This is a genomic window from Lactiplantibacillus paraplantarum, assembly GCF_003641145.1.
In the GTDB taxonomy this organism is placed as follows: domain Bacteria; phylum Bacillota; class Bacilli; order Lactobacillales; family Lactobacillaceae; genus Lactiplantibacillus; species Lactiplantibacillus paraplantarum.
Map to the genome: position 1 here is coordinate 219671 of NZ_CP032744.1, position 23256 is coordinate 242926.

General features: G+C 42.4%; 21 protein-coding genes. 11 read left to right on the forward strand and 10 right to left on the reverse strand.

What is annotated here, in order from left to right:
* Positions 1 to 66: 66 nt before the first annotated feature.
* Positions 67 to 393 carry a hypothetical protein gene (locus tag LP667_RS00990; protein ID WP_033609260.1) on the reverse strand — a complete coding sequence of 109 codons (327 nt, stop codon included), beginning with the start codon at positions 391 to 393 and terminating at the stop codon, positions 67 to 69.
* Positions 394 to 677: 284 nt separating this feature from the next.
* On the opposite strand from LP667_RS00990, the gene LP667_RS00995 reads away from it, so the two are divergent.
* A complete protein-coding gene (locus LP667_RS00995) occupies positions 678 to 1235 on the forward strand; it encodes a hypothetical protein (RefSeq protein ID WP_021730522.1) in 558 nt (185 codons plus the stop codon).
* 72 nt (positions 1236 to 1307) lie between these two features.
* On the opposite strand, the gene LP667_RS01000 is transcribed toward LP667_RS00995, so the two are convergent.
* Positions 1308 to 1709: a hypothetical protein gene (locus LP667_RS01000; RefSeq protein ID WP_021730523.1), complete on the reverse strand. Its 402-nt coding sequence runs from the start codon at positions 1707 to 1709 to the stop codon at positions 1308 to 1310.
* Between the two features lie 245 nt (positions 1710 to 1954).
* Positions 1955 to 2419: a nucleoside-diphosphate kinase gene (ndk, locus tag LP667_RS01005; RefSeq protein WP_021730524.1), complete on the reverse strand. Its 465-nt coding sequence runs from the start codon at positions 2417 to 2419 to the stop codon at positions 1955 to 1957.
* 234 nt (positions 2420 to 2653) lie between these two features.
* Between ndk and LP667_RS01010 the strand changes: the two genes are divergently transcribed.
* The gene (locus LP667_RS01010; protein ID WP_021730525.1) at positions 2654 to 4000 is read left to right on the forward strand and encodes a DUF2252 domain-containing protein; all 1347 of its coding nucleotides are present in this window, start codon (positions 2654 to 2656) and stop codon (positions 3998 to 4000) included.
* A 311-nt stretch (positions 4001 to 4311) separates the two neighbouring features.
* Positions 4312 to 4860, forward strand: a complete 549-nt coding sequence (locus LP667_RS01015) for an NADPH-dependent FMN reductase (RefSeq protein ID WP_021730526.1) — start codon at positions 4312 to 4314, stop codon at positions 4858 to 4860.
* A 121-nt stretch (positions 4861 to 4981) separates the two neighbouring features.
* Here the strand turns inward: LP667_RS01015 and epsC are convergent, their stop codons facing one another.
* From epsC to map, 4 genes are all read right to left on the reverse strand, one after another.
* Positions 4982 to 5524 carry a serine O-acetyltransferase EpsC gene (epsC, locus tag LP667_RS01020; protein ID WP_021730527.1) on the reverse strand — a complete coding sequence of 181 codons (543 nt, stop codon included), beginning with the start codon at positions 5522 to 5524 and terminating at the stop codon, positions 4982 to 4984.
* Positions 5525 to 6670: a trans-sulfuration enzyme family protein gene (locus LP667_RS01025; protein WP_021730528.1), complete on the reverse strand. Its 1146-nt coding sequence runs from the start codon at positions 6668 to 6670 to the stop codon at positions 5525 to 5527.
* An 11-nt stretch (positions 6671 to 6681) separates the two neighbouring features.
* Entirely contained in the window at positions 6682 to 7593 is a 912-nt protein-coding gene (locus LP667_RS01030) for a PLP-dependent cysteine synthase family protein (RefSeq protein WP_021730529.1), read from the reverse strand.
* 586 nt (positions 7594 to 8179) lie between these two features.
* Positions 8180 to 8971, reverse strand: a complete 792-nt coding sequence (gene map / locus LP667_RS01035) for a type I methionyl aminopeptidase (RefSeq protein WP_021730531.1) — start codon at positions 8969 to 8971, stop codon at positions 8180 to 8182.
* Positions 8972 to 9331: 360 nt separating this feature from the next.
* Here map and pnuC point away from each other — a divergent pair, with 360 nt between their 5' ends.
* From pnuC to LP667_RS01055, 3 genes are all read left to right on the forward strand, one after another.
* Positions 9332 to 10120, forward strand: a complete 789-nt coding sequence (gene pnuC / locus LP667_RS01045; RefSeq protein WP_033609262.1) for a nicotinamide riboside transporter PnuC — start codon at positions 9332 to 9334, stop codon at positions 10118 to 10120.
* 197 nt (positions 10121 to 10317) lie between these two features.
* Positions 10318 to 10596: a DUF2089 family protein gene (locus LP667_RS01050; protein ID WP_021730533.1), complete on the forward strand. Its 279-nt coding sequence runs from the start codon at positions 10318 to 10320 to the stop codon at positions 10594 to 10596.
* Positions 10589 to 10876 carry a hypothetical protein gene (locus LP667_RS01055; protein ID WP_021730534.1) on the forward strand — a complete coding sequence of 96 codons (288 nt, stop codon included), beginning with the start codon at positions 10589 to 10591 and terminating at the stop codon, positions 10874 to 10876. Before LP667_RS01050 ends, LP667_RS01055 begins: the two co-directional genes overlap by 8 nt.
* A 185-nt stretch (positions 10877 to 11061) precedes the next feature.
* On the opposite strand, the gene LP667_RS01060 is transcribed toward LP667_RS01055, so the two are convergent.
* Together LP667_RS01060 and LP667_RS01065 are read right to left on the reverse strand one after the other, a co-directional pair.
* The gene (locus LP667_RS01060) at positions 11062 to 12729 is read right to left on the reverse strand and encodes a hypothetical protein (RefSeq protein WP_131505614.1); all 1668 of its coding nucleotides are present in this window, start codon (positions 12727 to 12729) and stop codon (positions 11062 to 11064) included.
* 183 nt (positions 12730 to 12912) lie between these two features.
* The gene (locus tag LP667_RS01065; RefSeq protein WP_021730536.1) at positions 12913 to 14787 is read right to left on the reverse strand and encodes a glycosyltransferase family protein; all 1875 of its coding nucleotides are present in this window, start codon (positions 14785 to 14787) and stop codon (positions 12913 to 12915) included.
* 263 nt (positions 14788 to 15050) lie between these two features.
* Between LP667_RS01065 and treR the strand changes: the two genes are divergently transcribed.
* The 4 genes from treR to LP667_RS01085 all read left to right on the forward strand — a co-directional run bounded on the left by treR (position 15051) and on the right by LP667_RS01085 (position 21646).
* Positions 15051 to 15770 carry a trehalose operon repressor gene (treR, locus tag LP667_RS01070; protein WP_021730537.1) on the forward strand — a complete coding sequence of 240 codons (720 nt, stop codon included), beginning with the start codon at positions 15051 to 15053 and terminating at the stop codon, positions 15768 to 15770.
* A 24-nt stretch (positions 15771 to 15794) separates the two neighbouring features.
* Positions 15795 to 17438, forward strand: a complete 1644-nt coding sequence (gene treC, locus LP667_RS01075; RefSeq protein WP_021730538.1) for an alpha,alpha-phosphotrehalase — start codon at positions 15795 to 15797, stop codon at positions 17436 to 17438.
* 16 nt (positions 17439 to 17454) lie between these two features.
* The gene (locus LP667_RS01080) at positions 17455 to 19452 is read left to right on the forward strand and encodes a PTS sugar transporter subunit IIABC (protein WP_021730539.1); all 1998 of its coding nucleotides are present in this window, start codon (positions 17455 to 17457) and stop codon (positions 19450 to 19452) included.
* A 229-nt stretch (positions 19453 to 19681) separates the two neighbouring features.
* Entirely contained in the window at positions 19682 to 21646 is a 1965-nt protein-coding gene (locus tag LP667_RS01085; RefSeq protein ID WP_162257774.1) for a PTS sugar transporter subunit IIABC, read from the forward strand.
* A gap of 41 nt (positions 21647 to 21687) precedes the next feature.
* Here the strand turns inward: LP667_RS01085 and LP667_RS01090 are convergent, their stop codons facing one another.
* Positions 21688 to 22470: a hypothetical protein gene (locus LP667_RS01090; protein WP_056988334.1), complete on the reverse strand. Its 783-nt coding sequence runs from the start codon at positions 22468 to 22470 to the stop codon at positions 21688 to 21690.
* A 359-nt stretch (positions 22471 to 22829) separates the two neighbouring features.
* On the opposite strand from LP667_RS01090, the gene tagD reads away from it, so the two are divergent.
* The gene (tagD, locus tag LP667_RS01095) at positions 22830 to 23234 is read left to right on the forward strand and encodes a glycerol-3-phosphate cytidylyltransferase (protein ID WP_021730542.1); all 405 of its coding nucleotides are present in this window, start codon (positions 22830 to 22832) and stop codon (positions 23232 to 23234) included.
* The last annotated feature ends 22 nt before the right edge of the window (positions 23235 to 23256 follow it).

The following is a 23256-nucleotide window of genomic DNA, read 5'->3' on the forward strand; positions in this document are numbered from 1 at the left end:
GCCTCTTGAGAATCTGTTATGGGATTCTCAGGAGGCTTTTTTGGCTTTTAAGAACAAGGGCAATGGTTAAGCGTCATGCGACAATTGATAGGCAACCCAAGCACTGAACATGGCAATACCAAGAATTGCGAGATTAACGAGTATGGTCTGTATCAATGGTTGGGATGTCGAAGAGCTGTACCATTGTTCTAATAAAAAAGCATATAAGAATACAGGTGCAAATAGAAAGTTAAATGACCGTTGTTGGCGGTGCAGCAAAATAATTGTACTGCCTGACAGCCATATCAGTACCGAGAGAATCAGCGTTACCAACGGGCTAACCAACATTGTCAGTGTAGCTATGGTAGCAATTAAGTAGGGCGTTGTGATAAGTGGGTTCTTCAATACAGTCATCGGGTCCTCCTTGTATAAAACTTAATATTAATTTTAGTGTAGCATACTGTTTAAAAACTTTGTGATTCGACCGAAAATAATAATATTGATATTGTAATTTTTGTGATAAATCAGTTTGGCTGTCAAGTTAGAAATCATTAATAGTTTAAGAGGAAGGGAGCCTAATAATGGCTAGTTGGTGCAACTGACATTATTAATAATTAACTGGTTGCTCGTGCGGTCAATATAATTGGATAATATCATGTTAAATTTAGGTAGCGTAATGATAGTAAAATGGGGGACTAATGATGAAAAAGTTGATCTGGGCGTTGCGGATTGGAATTGTACTCTTTGGTGCCTGTTTAGTCTGGGAACAAGTTCAAGTTAATCGCCAGGAAGCTAGTCACCAGCGGACTAATCACCAACGGCAGTTACGTTCTGGTACCACAACGACTTTCAGAGCAGTGCGTCAGACACGCCTTAGTGATTTCTCGGCTACTAAGGTGGAAGCTGCCCAAGTTTGGCTACAGATGAAAGGTACGCGGGTCATCAATGAAGCAACCCCGTTACATATTCGTAAGATTTCTGCTGGTCAGCGGATTCAGCCGGATGATCCACATAGTGCCGTCTATTCTCGTCAGATGACTCAAGTCTATAGTGATGATTGGCGAGATGCCAATAATAGTGTGATTTATACGCGTAATGCTGACAATACTATCTCGGTCACACATGGTCGTTCAGTCCAACGATTACCAGGAGCGATGGCAACCCGTGATACACACTCGTTACGACCAGTGCAGACAATGACCATTTCAGCTAAGCCGTCCGCAACGTTGCTCAAAGTAGTCCAGCTCATTATTTAGTTGAGAACTAATCAAAGGCTAACCACGACAGCTGCATTGTCGGGTTAGCCTTTTTGATGTGATCCTGGTCAATTAGTAGTTCTCATAGAGTTGTTCGATTAGGTCGTCACTATTTGTAATGAGCTGTCGATTCAACGATATTAGATAATCTGGTTGTGATGGATGAACGATATTATAGAAAGTATCTTCGATGATGCAACCTGTCAAAGTAAACGTACGTTGGCGGCCTTGAACAATAATGGTGAAGGTTCGCCCGCGACTGGTTACGATAACGTTTAACCCCATTAAATGCGTTAGGTTCAGACCTAGGGTGGCGGTTGAATCTGTTAATCCTGGTGTGCCAGTACGCTTGATCAGGACTATGCACTCATCAATACGCCGTAGTGAATTAAACATTGAAAATTTGCTCGTATTAATTGTATCTGTTTTGACAGCTCGTGGCCGCCGTACATATGGTCCAACGACTAAGTTCATAATGATTCCCCCAAACCATTTAGTTGATTAGCTTAATCATAACCAGTGCGAACGATTAGTGCGAAGATTTCGGCACGTGGTGGAAGTTAGTTGGTCCAGTTTACGAGTTAGCTTTGGAAGTTTTACTAACATTGTCGTAGTGAGTAAGGTCGTATACTTAGTCAAGAAAAATTCGCAATTACTGATGATTAAACCAATTATCGTCAGTAATTGCGAATTGAGTAATATTGTTGATAGTAATTAAATCAGGCTTTAACTTTGCCCGCTTCTTTACGTGCTTTGACTGCCAATTCGGGGAACCAAATGGCAATTTCATGATGTGCATTTTCACGACTGTCTGAGGTATGGATAATATTTCGTAAAATGCCGTCTGGATATTCGTGGGAGAAGTCACCCCGAATAGTGCCAGGTTGTGCTTCGGCAGGCCGGGTGCTACCAGCTAAACGATGCACCGCTTTGACGACGCCGGTACCACTCACGATAATGGCAACGAGTGGACCTTCCATCATGTAGGTCTCGATTTCCTTAAAGTAAGGCTTGCCAACCTTCTCACTGTAATGTTGTTGAAGTTGTTCCGCGGTTGCTTTAATAACCTTTAAGGCGGCAATTTGATAACCTTTGCGTTCTAACCGGGTGATAACCTCACCAATGTGTCCTTCACTGACACCATCGGGTTTAACTAGGACCAATGTTTTTTCAGAATTTGCCATAATACGTGACCTCCTCGCTTTTTGAAAGCGGTATCATTTATAACTTAAATTGTAGGTGACTTTTGGGAGCACGTCAACTAGAATCACCATTTTATCATGAAAATCACTTGTAAATTAAGGCCAGCTGGTTAATAATTGGGACGCGATACGCAGATTTAACTTGCTTGATTATTTTATATCATGGGAATGAATCGCTATAATAAAATTAGTAAATCATAAAAGGATTTGATACGCATGCCACCACTTGATTTAACCCATATTCGACAACGCCACACAGTTGCTGAACTGATCGCGCTAGGAAAGGCGCGACGCCAAGTCACCTCATTTGAAAAATTAGGGACATTTACACCGGTGAAGCGAAACGCCAGTGATTATTTGAAACACGTTCGGGAGATGCTGGTTCCAGAATTGTTGCCATTACGTCGTGAACGAATGTCTGCCTCGGCTTTTGCATTCTTCCGAGGATCAGTTGAATTGATGGATTATGACTTGGACTACCAGTCATCAACTAAAATTCCGGCCGTTGTTTGTGGTGACGCCCATATTGGTAACTTTGGGTTCTATGCATCACCAGAACGGCGACTAGTGTTTGATCTAAATGATTTTGACGAAGCCGGAGTTCATCCGTGGGAATGGGACCTACGACGATTACTAGTCAGTGTACTACTAGCCGCGCGCGATTCTAATTTTAAGCCTAAAAAGGTTGAAAAATTAGTGCAAGCCGCGAGTGCGAGCTATCGTGAAGCCCTTAAGGGAATGTTTGATCAGACCACGCTGGATCGTTTTTATCGCGATAATGAAGTTCAAGCTGTTTTAAATTTCGGTGGCGCACCGGAAGATACGGCCGACTTGATTGCATCTTTGGTAAAAAAGGCACAAAAACGTAATTCAGAGCAAGTGGTACGTAAGTTTACGGTCACTAATAGTCAGGGCGAACGGCAATTTAAAGATAATGCGCCCCGCTCGGTTCATATTGACCGACAGACTTATCAGGGGCTAAAGGCTGGGATTCACGAGTATTTATTGAATGTCCGGACGGATGTCGCTTTGTTGTTGTCACAATATGAAGTCACCGATATTATTCGTCACAGTGTGGGTGTCGGTAGTTTTGGGTCGTTGTGCTACTTGGTTCTTCTGACGAGTACGGATGGCAGTCACATGGTGTTACAAATTAAGGAAGCTTTACCAACTCGGAAAGTGGGGAGCCAGTCGCGACCAGCCTTAACTGCCGCTATGGAATTGACGGAAGGGCAACGGATCGTAAGTTCACAACGGATTTTGCAAGCGACTTCGGACGTGTTTCTAGGTTACTTCCAGATGAAGAATAAGAGTTTTTATGTTCGTCAATTTCGGGATATGAAGGAATCTATCGATATTCCAACACTGGGTTGGGGTCAGTTCCAAGCTTATGCCAATACGTGCGCAATGATTTTGGCAAAGGCTCACGCGCAAAGTCCAACGGCGGCCATGATTCGAGGCTACGTTGGTAATTCGGCGAAGTTTGATGAAGCCATGGCTAAGTGGGCCACGGCGTATGTTGAACAAGTTGATAATGATTATCAAGATTTCTTAGATGAATAGTGTTTTTTGAACGATACTTTGAGCAAACGTGACGTTGCAACGAGTTACGGTCACACTGGTATTAGAAATAGTCGTTAGCATAATATGAGGCCATTGGAATTAATGATATTCCGGTGGCTTTTTTGTCGTTACCTAGCCATATACTAAAATATTTTCGAAGAATGTAAACGCTGGTTTGCCGGCACTTTTCGTTGATCAGATAAGTGATTTTGAAAATTGATAGGCTAAAATGGTTGCACTTTTTCAATAACTTGATATACTTACTATTAGTAAGTGAAACGAAGAAATTAGTTTTGAAAGGATTGTTTGATATGACAAAATATGGTGTAATTGTAGGTTCTATTCGTAAAAATTCTTATTCTAAAGGGGTCGCTGAAGCCATCGTTGCTGGGTTACCAGACGACGCTGAAGTAACGTACTTAAATATCGCTAAGTTGCCACTATATAACCAAGACTACGATGCGGATTCACCCGTAGAATATACAGAATTTCGTCAGGCTGTTGCGGCTCAAGATGCGTTCATCTTTGTCACACCTGAACATAACCGTAGCATCCCAGCAGCCTTGAAGAATGCTTTGGACGTTGCTTCACGTCCATGGGGTCAAAGTGTTTGGGGCGGCAAGCCGGCTTTGGTTGCTTCCCAATCGATCTCTGGTATCGCTGGCGTCTTAGCACACCATGTTTTACGTCAATCCTTGGTCTTCTTAGACATGCCAACGATGCAACAACCAGAATTGTACATCGGTAATACTGATAAGTTGGCTGATGAAAACGGTCATATCACAAATGAAGGAACGCAAACATTCTTAGCAGGTGCTGGTAAGCAATTTAGTGAATTTGCTGCGAAGTTTGTCAAATAACCTTGAGTCATTAATATACTTTAAGTTAACGTAAAAACGTGCTTATAAAATCAATTTTGATTTTATAAGCACGTTTTATTATCGATACAATTAGCCAGTTGTTTTGAGCCCCAGCCAGGAATCAAGCATGATTGCTAGTCGCTTCATGATAAGCGTGTAACCGCGCTGTTACCAGATGAGCTGGGTTACCGACCGCAGTAACGTGGGCTGGAACGCTATCTAAAACAATCGCCCCGGCGCCAATTTTGCTGTGGGCGCCAATCGTAACGGGTCCCAAGATTTGGGCGTGGGCCCCAATGAAAGCGCCGCGCCCAACATAGGGATGCCGGCGCCCGGCTTGTTCAGTTTTACGTGCGCCTAAAGTGACGCCGTGTAAAATTGTGACGTCGTCTTCAATGACCGCCGTTGCACCAATGACAGTACCGATACCATGATCTAAAAAAACGCGGTGGCCGATTTGTGCGGCCGGATGAATCAGAATACCGGTGCACCGCGCAGCATGTTGACTCAGCAAGGCAGCTATTAATGGTAAACGGTGTGTTTCAAAATAATGGGCAACCCGGTACCAGGCGAGCGCGTGAATACCGGGATAGGTTAGGATAATCGTCCCCAAATTGGTAGCGGCGGGGTCACGATTTAGGATAGCACGAGCCGTCTGCCACATCTAATTTGTCTGGACGCTAGCAAACCCGCGCTCAAGGTCTGCTAACAAGTCATCACTGGCCTCAACGCCGACTGATAAGCGAATCAACTCGTCTTTGATGCCATTCTGTAAACGAATCGCGCGTGGGATGGCACCGTGAGTCATTAAGGCTGGAATTTCAATTAAACTTTCTAATGCTCCGAGACTTTCGGCGAGCGTAATAACTTGTAAATGTTCAACGAAGGTCTGGGGGTTCATTCCTGGTTGTAATTCAAACGAGATCATTGCGCCGAAGCCATTCATCTGTTGCTTGGCAATCGAAAAATCGGGATTATCAGGATCGCCTGGATAGTAAATCTTAGCAACTGCTGGGTGCGACTTTAAGTAAGTAAAGATTTTAGCGGCATTGTTCAGGTGGGCTTGCATGCGCAATGCCAGAGTCTTCATACCACGTTGTAATAGCCAGCTTTCTTGCGGGGCCAAAATACTACCGATGGCATTTTGCAAGTAGCCGATTTTTTCGCCAAGTGCTGGCGTCTTGGTGACAACCAAGCCACCGATAACATCACTGTGACCACCGAGATACTTGGAAGCACTGTGTAAAACAATGTCAACGCCTAAATCCAGTGGTTTTTGGACGTATGGGGAGGCGAAGGTGTTGTCGATGATACTCAGTAAATCGTGTGCTTGCGCGAGCTTCGCAATGGCAGCAATATCCGTAATGTGTAATAACGGGTTCGTCGGTGTCTCCAAATAAATCGCCTTAGTTGTGGGGGTAATTGCGGCTTCAACGGCGGCCAAATCACGTGTGTCAACGGATGTAAAAGTCATACCGAAGTGCTTCAAAACGGCGTCAATCAAGCGGAAGGTGCCACCGTAGACGTCATTTCCCACAATAATGTGGTCACCAGCCGAGAATAGTGAGAAGACGGTATTAATGGCAGCGGAGCCAGAAGCAAATGCGAAGCCAGCGCTGCCATGTTCGAGAGTGGCAATTAATGCTTCGACGGCGGCCCGGGTTGGATTGCCTGTCCGTGAATACTCGTATTGGTTTTGACCGATTTTGGTTTGGCGGAAGGTCGAGGCCATGTAGATGGGTACCGAAGTCGCACCAGTAGTTGCGTCTTCGCTAATGCCACCGTGAATTAATTGAGTTTCGAATTTCATTGTTAAAGTCCTCATTTCGTATAAATTTTTTGACTTAGATACCGTTCGCTACTGTCTGGAAAGATGGTCACGATATGACTATTGACGGGCAAGGTCGCTGCTAGTTGTAAGCTGGCGGCAAGGGCAGCGCCGCTAGAACTACCGACTAACAAGCCGTGTTGACGGGCTAACTGTCGCACTTGTGAGAAGGCGTCGGCGTCAGTGATGGTCAGTGTCTGATCGATGCGAACTTGATCGAAAAATGGTGGGATAAATTCGACACCGATCCCCTCAGTACGATGTGCGTGAGCCGGTCCACCATTTAAAATGGAACCTTCTGGCTCAACGACTACGGCTTTGGTTGCTGAATCTTGAGCTTGAAGATAAGCCGCAACGCCGGCAAAAGTCCCGCCGCTACCGGCTCCGGCGACGAAGGCGGTTATAGGTGCAGGCATGTCCGCCAGAATTTCTGGTGCCAGTGTGTGGTAATAAGCGGCCGGATTCGCAGGATTCTTGAATTGCATGGGGACGTAACTGTTTGAGATCGTTGCGGCTAGTGCCTCAGCTTTGCGAATGGCACCTTTGATTCCTTCCTCGCTAGGTGTATGAACGATTTCAGCACCCAATGCTTGCATTAAAACTTGTTTTTCCATACTGAACTTTTCTGGGACTACCAAGATGGTCCGCAAGTGATGCGTTTGGGTTGCTAAGGCTAAACCAATTCCGGTGTTACCAGCAGTTGGTTCGATAATCGTTGTTGTTGAATTGATTTGGCCTCGTTGCAGGCCGTCTTCAATCAGATAGGCCCCGAGTCGGTCTTTGATACTGCCACCGGGATTGAACATTTCGAGTTTGGCATAAATATGACTGTGATTTGGAACGTCGATGGGTAATGCCATCAAAGGTGTGTGACCGATAAGCTCTTGTACGTGCTGAATGAGCATATAAATTCCTCCAAATAGATGTGGTGGGGTGCCAAAAACGACAAAAAGGGCGCGAGAATTCGAATGAATTCCTCGCGCCCAGTACAATATCCAGCCATGCTGGACATTGATTTTAGGATGACACTCCTCAAAAAGTCAATGCTTAACAGGCCGAACATCGCAATAAGCGCGCGGTTCGACAACAACAGTTATTCAAAGCATTACTTGTTAATTGAGTCATGTCTGATCCTCCTCTGATTAATTGGCACTAACTATACAAGATATCTTTGCGGTCGTCAAGCAGTGAGTAACTAATTTTGGCGTGACGTGTTACTTGGAATTTACTAAGACTATTATGAGACGAGCATTAGCATTGATTTTTGAGTGTTATCAAAATAATTATTTTAGCGGTGGTGGCGAATCAGCCGATCAAAATTCGCTGCGGTTGGTTTTTGAACCAGTCAGAATTAAGCCTGTTTCGAGAGTTGAGGCCGATTAACATAGTGGACTAGCATCGGCGAATTAATGTCTGCTAAAAATTTAAAACAGCACCACCCTAGTTAACTAAATTAGGGTGGTGCTGTTTAACATTATAATTAAAATGATATTACTTATTCCATAAGTATTTAGCATCAAAATCATTATCGAATGATGATAAGATCTTAGGACCGTCATCGGTAACGACAAGGGTGTGTTCGTACTGACAGCTGAGGCTGCCGTCTAAAGTGCGAACTGTCCAACCGTCATCGGCAGTTTCGCCAGAACGCCAGTCGCCAATGTTGACCATTGGTTCAATAGTAATGGTCATACCAGCCTTCAAACGGGTGCCGTGTCCGGCTTCACCATAATGTGGAACGTCGGGCTTTTCGTGCATCGTTGGTCCAATACCATGACCGATGTATTCGCGAACGACGCCGTAACCCATTTCGTTTTCAGCATAATTCTGAATGGCCCAACCAATGTCACCAATACGGTTGCCAACTACAGCCTGGTCGATACCGAGGTATAGGGCTTTATGGGTCACTTCCATGAGCTTCTTAACTTCTGGCGCTAGTGTACCAGCGACAAAAGCGTGGCAAGAATCACTGAGGTAGCCGTGGTAATTAATGACTGTGTCGACTTTTAATAAGTCACCGTCTTTAACCAAGATATCCTTACTAGGACAACCGTGGCAAATCATATCATTGACACTGACACAAGTTGAGTACTTGTAACCTTCAAAGTTAAGTTCGCCAGGGGTGGCATCGTGCGCGATGATGTATTCGTAAGCGAAGTGATCAACATCCCAAGTCGTAATTCCCGGCTTGATGTAATCTTCAAGGGCATGGAACAAGCCAACCATAATATCACCGGCAGCTTGCATCCCCTTGATTTCGCGATCTGATTTAAGCGTAATCATGAGGTTCCTCCAAAAAATTAATTATATTGTGAAGCTAAAGGATTGTTCTTCTCCAGTATACTGCAAGCATTGTGCTGCGACAAAACGCATTGTTTGCATTTGATATTGGCAGCGCTGTCAGCCAACCGAGATCAAAAAAATATAAAAAAATTGGTACGTCAAAAATGCCAAATTGGCGGGGCATAGTTGGATTGGTTGCGGACAACTTAATATAAAATTGGAATTTTACCCTTTTCATCGGCCAAGATAATGATACAATATATTGTGTTGTTTCGAACGGAAACACTACATGTAGTAGTGCGACGTGACTGGTTGGCCAACTAGACACCTACAACCGCATTTGAAAACGGAAAGAGGAGCATGATTTTGAGTAATTATTTTAAATTCTTATCACACCAACTGAAGGGTTGGCCACAACAAAACTACTATTTATTCTATTTTAGCTTAGGATGTCAAGTAATGACGTTAGTGAGCGCCCCAATCACAGCATTGTCTATTTTAACATTTATTGGAACGACATTGGGTGTTCTTTGTGTGTTAGCCATTAATGCAGCTAAGTCAGTTAATGGGTTATTAGGGGTCATCTCCGCGGCTTGTTTCATTGTAGTTGGTTTTTCAGCTAAGAACTATTTAAGTATCGGAGAACAATTGGCTTACGTTGTGACGCTAGATATTCCGGTGCTACTAAGTGCTAATTGGAACGTCAACATGGTTTCGAAAATTCGGAAATTTACGGGTAAGACATGGGTGATTGCAATTGTTGCAACCCTAGTTGTCTATGCGATTTCGGGCTATCTCATTGGTGCCTTGACCGATGATCCGCGGCCATGGATTGATGCGATTAGTTTTGCGATTTGCTTAACGGCCGGGGTGATTTGCTTCCTTCGGTATAACAACCAATATTTCTGGTGGATTGCCTCTGGTTTGGCACAGATGGTGCTCTGGTTCATCTCGTTCCGTCAAGGTTCCGCGACATTGGCGATGTTCATTAACAGTTCCGTTTATTTGATGAATGATGTTCTGGCCTTTACCGTCTCACCTTGGTATAACAAGCATGAACGTGCTCGGTTGATGGCTGAAGAACAAGCGGCAAGTGATGCTGCCAGTGCGGATGCTAGTGATAATCAGGCATTTGGGTTAAATCATTAAGGGTCAACTGATAAATCTACTGATGTTAATAGCGTTAATATTCTAATAAGACGAGTACTATAATTCTTTTGAATTAGGGTACTCGTCTTTATTTGAATAATCGAATTTACAGAAATTATCAAAATATGCTTTTGTGTTGACATTATTTTTAACAATGTTAAAATTTAATAAATAATATTCAATGAAAGAGGGACGTTATGGACTGGTTTATGAATTTAGAACAAGAAGATCAGGAATTTGTTAAACAACTGGTAATTGCCTCAGGCTCTCTGAAACAACTCGCTAAGATTTATCAAGTAAGTTATCCAACTGTGCGCATGAGGCTAAACACGATTATTCAAAAAATTAATTTTATTGAGGATAATGGTGCCAATACTTTTGAAATGAAGGTTATGAAATTAGTAATCGATGAAAAACTATCGTTAGAGGTAGCAAAGCAGATTATTACTGACTTTAGGGAGGAACAACATGAGTGATTTTAAAGGAATTTTACTTGGTATGTTGGTCGTTGCAGTACTCTATGTGTTAGATCGCTACTTACCAAGGTGGTTTGGCGCTATTCCGGGAGTAGGCTTTTTAGGCTTTATTATTTACATTGTTTTTGCAAAAGAGGTTTCTTTATTATCAATAGTAACCGTTTTGTTAGTTGGTGAAGCAATTCTGAATGGTATCTGGATAGATGCACTTGCGAACCGAAAGAAAAAAATAAAAAAAGAAGTAGCAACAATGAAAGCAAAAGATTTATTGCGAAAATAGGGATATTGATAAAATTAATATGTATAGAACCAATAATTTTAAAATTGTGAAAAAAAGACCTGTCAGCAAATTCAAATCAAAGTTTGTTGACGGGCCTATCTTTTGTATTAGAAGAAATAATCATTTGAGTGCGTACTAACTATTTTAATTTTACGGGTCTACAGGGCAAATCTATTGCTCCAAAGTTAGCTAGAATGCTTGTGGAATCGAATCTTAAAAATGACTGTCGAAATCAGCGTTAAGATCCATGCACAGATGGATAAGATAATAGAATCATGTGTAAGTGCAGACATTTGATAATTTAGCAATACTGTATTAGTGCCTCGTTTAGCGAACACTAATGGGTTGCCAATAGCATTTGTTTTTAGATGTGTCGTTGTTATACCGTTCAGTTTTACTTGGCTATGTTGATAGGTCACTATGGGTAAATAAACAGATTTATTATTGTGTGAATGCCAGGTTAATTTAAGAGTACCGTTATTGATCACTTGCTTATTAAATTGCTTTTTGTTAATAATATTTTTCTCAACTAAACTATAAGGATGCATTTTCAAATAATGTTGAGCATCAATCCTTGTATAAGTTGGTAAATAATCTGGGGTTGATTTCTCAACAGTTTTTACTCCATCACTGAGATTATTAGACCTAAATGCGCGACGAACCTTATCTGCACTGATTTTTTTTTGATTAGTGATTGCGTTAGTTGCACTAATTGGCTGGTCAGAATGCCAGATAGATGCCAAATCTGATACGTTGACGTAAGCATTGAAAGTGGTGAAACAAATCCCCAATATTAGACTTCCTCGAATGCCAGAAATAAAACTGTTGTGCTTATTTAACAGTTCGGTGCAACTGATACTTAATGCAACTAATAAGAATATTGCAGCAACACCTCTCATACGAGAAGGAAATTGTAATAATGTTGTTAATTGTGGAATGGATTTGCTAAGCGCATTCCACAACATTAACCGTGAAGATAAAACTAAAAAGAATATACCGATTAAAGTAAATACCTGGTTGTTTTTCGATGTTTGCTTAAAATGAATAATTGTGTAAATGATTTGGGCCAAAAAAAGTACTGATAAAACTATCCCTAGTTGTGTTTCAGTTTCAGATTGAAATGATAGCTTAATTGCAGCTGCATCAATATTCATGGTAGGCCAGGTAGATAATAAATGATTTCCAGAATATACTTCGAATAAACCGCCCCAAACATTGAGCGTTAGGATAAAAGCTAAAAGGGCTGCAGCAAAAACACGTACCAAAAGAGCAATTTTTTTGGTGCTAGATATGAAGCCAATAATAAATAAGAAAAGTAGCGCAATTGTTGTAAAAATGACGCTTAAAAAGTGTGTTTGAATTAATAGTGCCATTGAGATGCCAAGACCAATAATATTTACTTTATTAGTATCATCGAGAAAATCAACTGCATATTTGAGGATATACGGAATTAAGACCAATCCAAATGATGTAAAGTGTTGGTTTAGAACCCAGCCTGTAATAGAGATACTTGTCATAAATAGAATCCCGGAGATGATTGCAAAATCTTGATTAGAGTGTAATCGTTTGGAAAGCGAGTAGACGCCATATGCAGCGGTCACCAAGATAAGTAGATCAACAGCTAATTGGAATTTTAGCCAGCTACCTAATAACATTAATAGTAATCCCATTAAGTAGCTAACGAAAGGACCATATAGTGGTGTGATAATTCGACCCGCTTGTTGAAACCCATAGTTCGCTTGGAAATAATTAAAGTTTTTATTGGCTATTTGCTCAGCTGTATCAAAAAAACGATTAAAGTGAAATATTGAGTCTGACCCGAGGACCATGCTCTTTGTTAGAATTTGTGGCAATAGAATGATCAGCCCAATAACGATAAATAGTGCGAGGGCTTTCAGATCTGTAAAGTGGTCATTTCTTGAAAATATTTTTTTGCTTGTGATTATTTTTCAACTCCTTGTAAGCGTTAGATGGCATGTTATATAAAATATAGTAACTGATAATATGAGTTTAAAGTTATTTATTTTTAACATGTATTAGTTTTTTAGTGACTTGGTTAGAGGAACTTTGATCAAGGAAACTAATATTAGGACGATTACCCAAGCGATGTAGCTGATTGTTTTACTAAGGACCGTCAGATGACTTGGCACATAACGAATAGTTAAAATATTACGTCCACGTTGTTGATGAACAGTTATATTACCTATCCAATTGCGAGTAATCTGTTTTTGAGATAGGCGGGTACCGTTGAGCGTTAGTATGGATCGTTGGTAAGCGACCACGGGGATAACTCGTGACTTGGCAACCGTAGATTTCCAGGTCAATCGTATTCCACTGTGAATAACATGATACTTAAATAGATGCTGTTGTTCAGAGAAGCTTTGTCGATACTTCCGGTAAACTGCTTTGTAAGCATCAGGATCATTTTTGATTCTTTTGGAAACTGGCATATAATCTGGAACCGTTCGATCTATAGCTTTGATTAAGTTTCCAATGTGACGCGTATGAAATTTAGGCTGTAATTGTGTTATGGTGGTCAATTCTGTATGAACATTTTGAGGACTAGTTCCAATCCCTTGAGCTAGAGTTGTATTTGGATCCATTATCGAATGGATATTCTGGGCAACTCTTTGTGTACAGAGGCTAAGTGATAGAATCCCCAGAAAAACACTGATTGCCAATAATCCTTGATGCAGTGAGACAGACTTCGTGTTCCGAGCTGTGTCATAGTAGATTAGAGCTGCCGAGAGCATTATGAAAGGATCGGCTATTAAGGTTATGCGGCTCGGCATCTGGAGGAAGGACTGCAGGAATGGCATTGAGTTCTGCACGATATCCCAAGGGAAAAAATTAGTACTGAGAAGAAGGTAAAACAAAGATACACTGACAAATAGTTTAGTAAATGGTAAGAGTCGTGACCAGAAGAGGATCAGTCCGGTTAACATCGCATAGGCAATGATTGTTAAAACAATATCGCTATTAGAGTAAACGCTAGTATAAATGGGTTGTAAGACTCGACTAGCGTGGTCCATCAAGTCCATGCCGACAGGTGCGATTAAAGTATTGCCATGATAGACTTCAAACATCGGTATTAAGGCGTTCAAACTTAGGATAAGGGCTAATAGAACACCAGCCAAGAAGTTTAGACTAGTGTATAACTTTTTCCTGGACTGCCAGATTCCATGAATAAAGAAAGGAATTAAAAAAGGTAAAAACATACCAATTGTGAGGACTTGGAACTGTGCAAGGAGACCAACAAAAATCCCTAATTTTAGCATGGATGGTAATGACCAATCTCCATGATATAGATCTAAGATTGGCCCAATAAAGATTGGCAATAATGATACGGCAATTGAACGCCACATGATTCCAAATAAGAAACCGTAAACAGCACTAGAACTCAGAAAAATGACGCTTAAGGCAATGGCTAACTTGGGTGGAAGTCGTAGTTTTTGAGCAGCGTTGTACATGAGATAGCCGCCTAGAAAGTAAACAATGAATAACGTAATGATTTGAAAACGAAACCAATTGCCAACTAGTAATAATAGTGCACCACAGAGGACCGCAACTAATGGACTATAGAGACTGTTGACAATGCGCCCGGCTTGTTGGAAAGAATAGAGGTTAATAAAGCTAAAGTTATGGTTTTTGAGCTGCATGGCAGCTTCATAAATTCGACTATATTGAAAAGGACCATCAACGCCGTATAACGCCTGATGATTGAGTAAAAGTGGACTAATTATAAATAATGTGGCTAATCCGATGATGATAATGGCGGTTCTATTTTTGTGCATGAGTGATAATAACATCCTTTCGTTTAAGTCGTGTTTATTGATGTAATCAATTGGAAATTGCACCTGATTGAATGACACAGTTGGATAAGCCGTTGCACTGCTTAAGATGACTGACATGTTTAACTATATCAGTTTTGTATATCCGAAACCACTGGATGTTAGGTTAAATGATACCTCATGTAATTAATGGTAGTTGGAATAATAACCAGCTATAAAATGAGACGCTAATAAAAAAAGGTAATAAATGATTTCGACACATGTCTAGACTTGATCTGCCGGGTGTGATATACAAACGTCATTGGATTATTACTTAAACATTGACAACTTGTCTAAACAAGTCTATATTCGTAAATGAAAACGATAACAAAGAGGTGGTTGCCGTGAATAAAGCGGCCTTAGTTTATCAAGATTTGCTCCAAAAAATTGATGCGGAAGTTTATCCGCTTGGCAGTTACTTGCCGAGTGAACATCAGCTTTGTGAGCTATATGGCATTTCACGCGAGACCGGGCGCAAGGCGTTAGCAACGCTAGCGGAGGATGGTTATATTCAGAAAATTCGTGGTAAGGGTTCGATTGTGATCGAGCATCGCCAGTATGAATTCCCAGTCTCTGGCATTGTTAGTTATAAAGAATTAGCCGAGAAATTACACATTAGGACGCAAAACATTGTTTATGATTATCAACCTGATGCAACATTACCGGTTGCTGATTTTACATCACTCGGTACGGAATTAACGGAAGCGCCGGTGACAGCTATTAAACGGGTTCGAGTGATTGATGGCGAACCAGCAATTATTGATAAGGATTATATTTTGAAGTCAGTTGTCCCGGAAGTTCCGAAGCAAGCGGCTGAAGATTCATTGTATGCGTATTTTGAAAATCAACTTGGCCTGACGATTGGTTACGCGACGAAAGAAATTACAATGGCCCCAGCGACGACCGAAGACCGCGAGCATTTAGAATTGAACAAGGGGGCCTATGTGGCAGTTGTCCGGAGTGTGACCAGTCTCACGGATGCGCGCGCCTTTCAATATACGGAATCTCGACATCGGGCCGACCGCTTTAGCTTCCGTGATTTTGCTCGGCGAACTAAAAAATAAGTTGTGGTATGAGAGGAATAGGACATGAAATTATCAGAACAAGTGATTTATCAGATTTATCCGAAGTCATTTTATGATAGCAATGGCGATGGTATCGGTGATTTACGGGGTGTTATTGAAAAAATCGACTATCTAAAAAAACTGAATGTCGACATGATTTGGTTTAATCCGTTTTTTGTCTCACCACAAAATGATAACGGTTACGACATTGCGGATTATTATCATATTGATCCCATGTTTGGCACGATGGCCGATTTCGAAGAACTCGTGGCGATACTCAAGAAAAATGGCATTGGTGTCATGCTCGACATGGTCCTGAATCACACTTCCACCGAACATGAATGGTTTCAAAAGGCATTGGCCGGTGATGAAAAGTATCAACAATTTTATTATCTTCGCCGTCCTAAAGCTGATGGCAGTTTACCGACCAACTGGGAGTCTAAGTTTGGTGGTCCAGCCTGGTCGCCATTTGGTGAGACTGGTTTGTATTATTTACATTTATATGACCCGACTCAAGCTGATTTAGATTGGCATAATCCGGCCGTACGTCAGGCATGCGCCGCCGTTGTTAATTTTTGGCGGCAAAAGGGGGTGCAGGGCTTTCGCTTTGATGTTATCAACGTTACCGGTAAGGCTGAGCAGTTGGTGGATGCACCTAAGGGGGTTCCTAGTAAAACGTTATATACCGACACTCCCATCGTTCATGATTACCTAAAGGAATTGAACGCGACTAGTTTCGGCCAGGATGCTGATAGTGTAACGGTGGGTGAGATGTCCTCGACGACCGTTGCGAACAGTGTTGGTTATACTAATCCGGTTAATCATGAACTCTCGATGGTCTTTAATTTCCATCACTTAAAGACGGATTATGTCGATGGTCGTAAGTGGTCCCGAATGGCTTTTGACTTTCCTCGGTTGAAGCAACTATTAGATAGTTGGGCCAGTGGGATGGCTGCTGGTGGTGGCTGGCAGGCTTTATTTTGGAATAATCATGATCAGCCACGAGCACTGAATCGCTTTGGTGATGCTGGTCAGTACCGAGTCAAGTCCGCCGAAATGTTAGCGACAGTTATTCATCTCTTACGCGGCACACCGTTCATCTATATGGGTGAGGAACTCGGCATGACTGATCCGGACTATGACAACATGGCTGATTATGTGGATGTTGAAGCATTAAATGCCTATAGAGCCTTGATTCGTAGCGGGTACAGTCATCACGATGCGTTTACAATCGTTAAGACTAAAGCCCGCGATAATTCGCGGACACCGATGCAATGGGATGATAGTGCTACGGCCGGTTTTACAACTGGTAAACCGTGGTTGATACCGACTAATCAGGACACAATTAACGTTGCCCATGAATTAGCTAGTGGTGAAATATTTGACTATTATCAGCGATTAATCAAATTAAGAAAAACGATGCCGATCGTCGCAGATGGCGGGTACCAATCTTGGCGCTTAGATGACCCGCAAGTCTTCGGCTATTGGCGGACGTACCATCAGCAAAAGCTATTAGTGCTTAATAATTTCTATGGCAAGTCGACAACGGTGACACTTCCGGAAGAAATGGTCGGTGCACAGGTGTTACTTTCCAATTATCAAGATGTTAATGTCACAGCACAATTGACGTTACAACCTTATCAAGCAGTTGCGTTGTTGTTAGGTTAAGAATGGAGGAATGGGTATGGCAAAGGCACAAACAGTGACAATTTTGTCACCAGTCAATGGGGACGTTATTGCATTAAGTGCGGTTAAGGATCCGGTTTTTTCAGCTGGTATGATGGGACTCGGATTTGGGATTCAACCGTCAAGTGGGGAAGTCGTTGCGCCGGTCAGTGGGAAAGTCACGATGGTGGCTGAAACGAAGCATGCGATTGGATTCACAACGCCCGATAATAATTTGGAAGTACTAGTACATCTCGGAATCGATACGGTCGATTTAAAGGGTAGTCCGTTCACGGTTCAAGTTGCCGCGGGCGATGATGTTCAGGCGGGCGATGTGATCGCCACCATGGATTTAGCGGCTATTCAAGCTGCTAATCGTCAGACAACGGTGATTTTAGCGGTGACAAACGCTAGTGATAAATTAGAATCCCTAGATGTGGCTACCGGAAAAAAAGTCGCCGGGGCCGTGACAGCCACGGGCCGACTAAACGCCAATACGTTCAATGCTAAACGCCAGAATCGGCTACCGAAAGCAGGCAAATATGACCAGTTGGCAGCGGACATTGTGGCTAATGTTGGTGGTGTTGAGAATATCAGTAGTCTGATTCACTGCATTACTCGGTTACGTTTTTACTTGAAGGATGAAAGCCAGGCTAACGATGATGTCGTCCGGGATTTAAAAGGCGTTATTGATGTAGCCAAAGCGGGCGGTCAATATCAAGTAGTCATTGGACCTGCCGTCACGGACGTCTATGATGCAGTCATTAAACAAATTGGCCCGGAATTTTCAAATGATTCAGAGACGGCCAAAGCCGTTGCTGAGACTGCCGCGGCAGCTCAACGACCAACAACAACGTGGGGCAGAGTTAAGTGGGGCATTAGCAGTTTAATTGGTGTCATCACAGGTTCGATGATTCCCGTCATCGGATTATTAGCCGCCTCTGGTATTTTAAAGGGGATTCTCGCGCTACTGACCACGTTCAAGGTAGTCAGCCCGACCGCACCAACGTACGTGATTATTAATGCCATGGGTGATTCGGTCTTTTACTTCTTACCAATCTTTGTCGGCTTTACGGCTGGTAAAAAGTTAGGGGCAGATCCGGTGATTATGGGAATCATTGGTGGGGTGTTGACTTATCCAGCTATTGTGACGATGGCGAGTGGTAAAGCGACGAGCACGCTCTTAGGAATGGGAATCAATGCGGATTTCTTTGGTCTACCGGTACACGTTGCCTCGTATACGTATTCAATTTTCCCGATGATTGCGGGGGCATGGTTAGCAAGTAAGTTGGAACCATGGTTAAAACGGGTGATTCCAACGGTATTACGAATGATTTTTGTGCCATTATTTGAAGTTGTGATTGTTTCCGGTGCGATTCTGTTATTCCTTGGCCCAATTATCACCGTACTTTCAACGGGATTGGCGAATATTATTGTGTGGGTCTACAATTTAAGTCCCGCGATTTCTGGCTTAATTATTGGTGGTTTCTATCAAGTGTTGGTAATCTTTGGGTTGCACTGGGCGGTTATTCCAATTGTGGCCAACGATATTGCAACGACGGGTCATAGTTACTTGAATGCAATTGTTTCAGCAACAATGGTCGCTCAAGGTGGGGCGGTACTCGCGATTGCCTTGAAGTCAAAACTGGCTAATATTCAAGAACTGGCTTGGCCAGCAACGATCTCAGCCTTCTGTGGTGTTACCGAACCAGCCATGTACGGGATCAACTTGAAGTACGGCCGGGCCTTTGTGACTGCTAGTATTGGGGCGGCAGTTGGGGGCTTCTTGACCGGTTTACTACGGGTCAATATGTGGGGCTTTACCGGTGCACTAATCGGTTTCACGTCTTTCGTTAATCCGAAGGGCTTGGACTTTAGCTTTTATGGTTTCTTGATTGCATCCGCGGCAACGATTGTCGTGTCATTCGCCTTAACCTGGATGTTTGGGTTTAAGGATGAAGATGTCAATGCGGTTAAAGTTGCACCTAAAAAGCGGCACTTGGGCGAAGCGGCGTAGTAAACATCAAGTCTAAAATAATTGATTAACGTTAGGACAAGCAAGGATTTTTCCGATTCGGAAGAATGCTTGCTTTTGATATTTAGTCGCCCTAACAAATCAGGAATTGTGATGGCAAGTCATGGTGATTAGTCTAATTGTAATGATAGAATTTTGGTGAATCATGATTAGACAGTGAATTTAATTTTACGGATTATTGGGAATTAGGTTAAAGGTTTTATATTGGGGGATGACGATTATGGGGAAAATCAATGAAGTATCCGTTCTAGCTCCAGTTACCGGCCACATATTGTCGTTAGCATCAGTTCAAGATTCCGTCTTTGCAACGGGTAAGATGGGACCTGGGTTCGGGATTCAACCCACGACTGGTCAAATTGTGGCACCAGTGAGTGGTCGGGTAACGTTAGTAGCGGCGACGAAACATGCGATTGGGATTGTGACAACGGCTGGTCTAGAAGTACTGATACATCTAGGTATCGATACGGTGGCCCTAAATGGTGAACCATTTACGCTCCACGTGCAAGTTGGCGATGAGGTGGTGGCCGGAACATTACTGGCTGATATGGATTTAGCGGCGGTTAAGCAGGCACATAAGCTGACAACCGTTCTTGTTATCGTGACAAACGGGCAGAATGCACTCACAGCGTTAACGGTATTACCATTAACGAAGCCGGTCGCGGCCGGGGGCGTCGCTGCAATCGCTCACTTGGCAGTAGTCACAACAGCAACGGCGACAATGGGATCGTCTACTAATCACACTGTGTCACGTTATCAAGCGTTGGCAACGGCAATTATTGCCAATGTAGGCGGTCAGCAAAATATTAATAGTGTGATTCATTGTATTACGCGGTTGCGATTTTATTTGAAAGATGAAGCCTTAGCGCATGATTCGATCATTGCGAACTTGGACGGTGTGATTGATGTTGCTAAGGCTGGTGGGCAGTATCAAGTTGTGATTGGTCCGGCAGTGAACGATGTTTTTGATGCGGTGATAGCACAACTAGGACCCGAGTTTACAGCAGCAAAATCAGTGTTGCCGACTACTACGACGATAAATGAAAAAAGTTGGTTATGGCGAGTACGTGGTGGAATTAGTGGTGTGATTGGCGTGATGACCGCATCGATGATTCCAGTGATTGGAATTTTAGCTGGCTCGGGGATCCTGAAAGGCATCTTGGCTGTGTTAACGGGGTTCAAGGTTTTGACGGTAGCGAGTGGGACATACATGGTGTTGAATGCGGTAGCTGATGCAACGTTTTATTTTCTACCAGTTGTTCTCGGTTTTACTGCTGCAAAAAAATTGGGCTCTGATCCAATCGTGTTGGCAATCGTTGGAGGCATTCTCATCTATCCGAGCCTGATAACTGCGGCTAGCAAGGGAGCGACGGCGCAAATTACGTTCTTGGGTGTTCCGACCCACTTGATGTCGTATTCAGCATCCGTATTCCCAATGATTGTGGCTGCGTGGCTAGGCACATACGTTGAGCGGGGGTTAAAACGAGTCATTCCGTTGTATTTACGGAGTGTCTTCATTCCGATTATTGAGGCCCTGATTCTGGCTATAGTAGTATTAGTGGTGGTCGGTCCCCTAATTACGATTATCAGTAAGGGCATGGCCAACGGTTTGGTCGCCGTCTATAATTTTAGTCCGGCCTTATCAGGGTTAGTCATTGGTAGCTTATATCAGACGATGGTAATTTTCGGATTACATTGGGGAATTATTCCGATTGTGATTAATGATATTGCGACGAATGGTCATAGCTACTTGAACGCCATTTTATCCATTACGATGGTTGCTCAAGGCGGTGCAGTTCTGGCCGTATTCTTAAAATCTAAGAATAAGCATTTGAAGGAAATCTCGTTGGCGGCAGCAATCTCGGCCTTTTGTGGCGTTACGGAACCCGCGCTATACGGGGTTAATTTGAAATATAAGCGGGTATTTATTGTCGCCAGTATTGCCAGTGGTTTGGGTGGCTTATTGACCGGATTATTACGTGTTAATAATTACGCGTTGTCTGGTTCGTTGATTGGTTTTCCGGCGTTCATTACACCGGGAGTTGGTATTGGGACTAACTTCTATGGTTATTTAATATCTCATTACGGGACGCTAGTGCTTGCAACAACGTTAGTCTATTTATTTGGCTTTTCAGATAAACGATTAGGTTCTAAAACAAATTTAAGAGCGGATCAGTAACTAAAACAAGGCTCCTGCTGAATATAGCGGGGGTCTTGTTTTTATGAGCTAATGGCTTGTAACCGCGCCTGCTGTTGAATGGCTTCAACGTAAATACGAACAAAATCAGTGCCGTACAGGACGGATAATTGTTGTTCTAAATTTGGCGTTGGTGGTAATACTTTTAATAAGGGCCGAATCCATTGGTTAGTCGGTAATAGTCGTAATAAATGGTGACTAGTAAACTGCGAAAACAAGAGATTACGGCCAAAGTATTGCCCGAGATGATCTTGAAAAGCTGGTTGCTTAACTGGCACCAGTTGTAGACTGCTATTGTTCATGTTACCCAACAATAACTTGGCGTGACTAAAATCGTCGTGAAGGTCAAAGTGTTGGTTTTTATAAGCTTTAGCGATTTCAGGAGCTAATTGGACTAACCAGATAAGTTGATGTTGTTCCAAATGCAAAATCAATCTGAGTGTCATAACATCAGTTGTTGTGAGTTGGTAACTGTAGCGCTGTAATATGGCTGGCGTCAATGCTTCGTGTAAAGTACGCTGAACGGTATCGAAATTACCAGCCTCCCAACTAATGGTTAATTGATCATGATTCGTGAGCCATAGTAAATGATCTGCGATTCGTAGGGTTAAAAACCGTGGAGCGGCCGTGTGCGGCCGTTTTAGCATTAATAACCAGTATGAACTGGCACTGGAACGAGCAAAGTTACGTGCTAAGACGTGAGCATTTGTTGGTAGTGCTAATTGGACGGCTAATTGCAATTGTCGGCGATCAGTGGCAGTATTAACAAACTGGTGCGGGTCGTGTGTGATACGTCGTTTTGCCATAGACATTCCTCCTTATTAATACACTACCTTAATTATAGGTCAAAAAGCGGGGAATGGCGTATTGAATGTTTAGGTTTAGAGATGAATATGGAAATTGAAAAATTTTCATATACTTATATGTGTTGGCTGATAAATAACTGGCTAGTGTAAAATAGGCTGGATGGTTATGCCATGATAGCGTTACTTTGTATAAATATATTCACTATAGTTATTGTTCTGTATAAAGCTCGGAGACTGCATATCATTAAGAATTGTATAATGATAGGTGGAGTTAGGATTTTCATGATATAATAGCCTTGTTTATATTCAGGGTAAGAGTTATTAATTTAGTGAAGTAATTTTAGGAGGAGTTTTTTACTATGAAGCGAGTTATTACGTATGGAACTTTTGATTTATTACATTATGGGCATATTGAATTGCTCAAGCGTGCCAAATCGCTTGGTGATTACTTAATTGTTGCTTTATCAACAGATGAGTTTAACTGGGATAGTAAGCAGAAAAAGGCTTATTTCTCATATGAAAAACGAAAGGCGCTATTGGAAGCTATTCGTTATGTTGATTTGGTTATTCCTGAAAATTCATGGGATCAAAAAGTTAGTGACGTAAAATTGTACCAGATTGATCGCTTTGTCATGGGTGATGATTGGACTGGCAAATTTGATTTTGTTGGTGAACAAACTGATGCTGAAGTCATCTATTTACCACGAACTCCTGAAATTTCAACCACTAAGATTAAGCAAGACTTGAATTTCAATCAAAAATAAACGTGTGATGGGGAATTCAATA

Coding starts and splice junctions, on each gene's coding strand:
- LP667_RS00990 (WP_033609260.1), bottom strand. CDS start 393: ATGACTGTATTGAAGAACCCACTTATCACAACGCCCTACTTAATTGCT.
- LP667_RS00995 (WP_021730522.1), top strand. CDS start 678: ATGATGAAAAAGTTGATCTGGGCGTTGCGGATTGGAATTGTACTCTTT.
- LP667_RS01000 (WP_021730523.1), bottom strand. CDS start 1,709: ATGAACTTAGTCGTTGGACCATATGTACGGCGGCCACGAGCTGTCAAA.
- ndk (WP_021730524.1), bottom strand. CDS start 2,419: ATGGCAAATTCTGAAAAAACATTGGTCCTAGTTAAACCCGATGGTGTC.
- LP667_RS01010 (WP_021730525.1), top strand. CDS start 2,654: ATGCCACCACTTGATTTAACCCATATTCGACAACGCCACACAGTTGCT.
- LP667_RS01015 (WP_021730526.1), top strand. CDS start 4,312: ATGACAAAATATGGTGTAATTGTAGGTTCTATTCGTAAAAATTCTTAT.
- epsC (WP_021730527.1), bottom strand. CDS start 5,524: ATGTGGCAGACGGCTCGTGCTATCCTAAATCGTGACCCCGCCGCTACC.
- LP667_RS01025 (WP_021730528.1), bottom strand. CDS start 6,670: ATGAAATTCGAAACTCAATTAATTCACGGTGGCATTAGCGAAGACGCA.
- LP667_RS01030 (WP_021730529.1), bottom strand. CDS start 7,593: ATGCTCATTCAGCACGTACAAGAGCTTATCGGTCACACACCTTTGATG.
- map (WP_021730531.1), bottom strand. CDS start 8,971: ATGATTACGCTTAAATCAGATCGCGAAATCAAGGGGATGCAAGCTGCC.
- pnuC (WP_033609262.1), top strand. CDS start 9,332: ATGATTTTGAGTAATTATTTTAAATTCTTATCACACCAACTGAAGGGT.
- LP667_RS01050 (WP_021730533.1), top strand. CDS start 10,318: ATGGACTGGTTTATGAATTTAGAACAAGAAGATCAGGAATTTGTTAAA.
- LP667_RS01055 (WP_021730534.1), top strand. CDS start 10,589: ATGAGTGATTTTAAAGGAATTTTACTTGGTATGTTGGTCGTTGCAGTA.
- LP667_RS01065 (WP_021730536.1), bottom strand. CDS start 14,787: ATGTCAGTCATCTTAAGCAGTGCAACGGCTTATCCAACTGTGTCATTC.
- treC (WP_021730538.1), top strand. CDS start 15,795: ATGAAATTATCAGAACAAGTGATTTATCAGATTTATCCGAAGTCATTT.
- LP667_RS01080 (WP_021730539.1), top strand. CDS start 17,455: ATGGCAAAGGCACAAACAGTGACAATTTTGTCACCAGTCAATGGGGAC.
- LP667_RS01085 (WP_162257774.1), top strand. CDS start 19,682: ATGACGATTATGGGGAAAATCAATGAAGTATCCGTTCTAGCTCCAGTT.
- LP667_RS01090 (WP_056988334.1), bottom strand. CDS start 22,470: ATGGCAAAACGACGTATCACACACGACCCGCACCAGTTTGTTAATACT.
- tagD (WP_021730542.1), top strand. CDS start 22,830: ATGAAGCGAGTTATTACGTATGGAACTTTTGATTTATTACATTATGGG.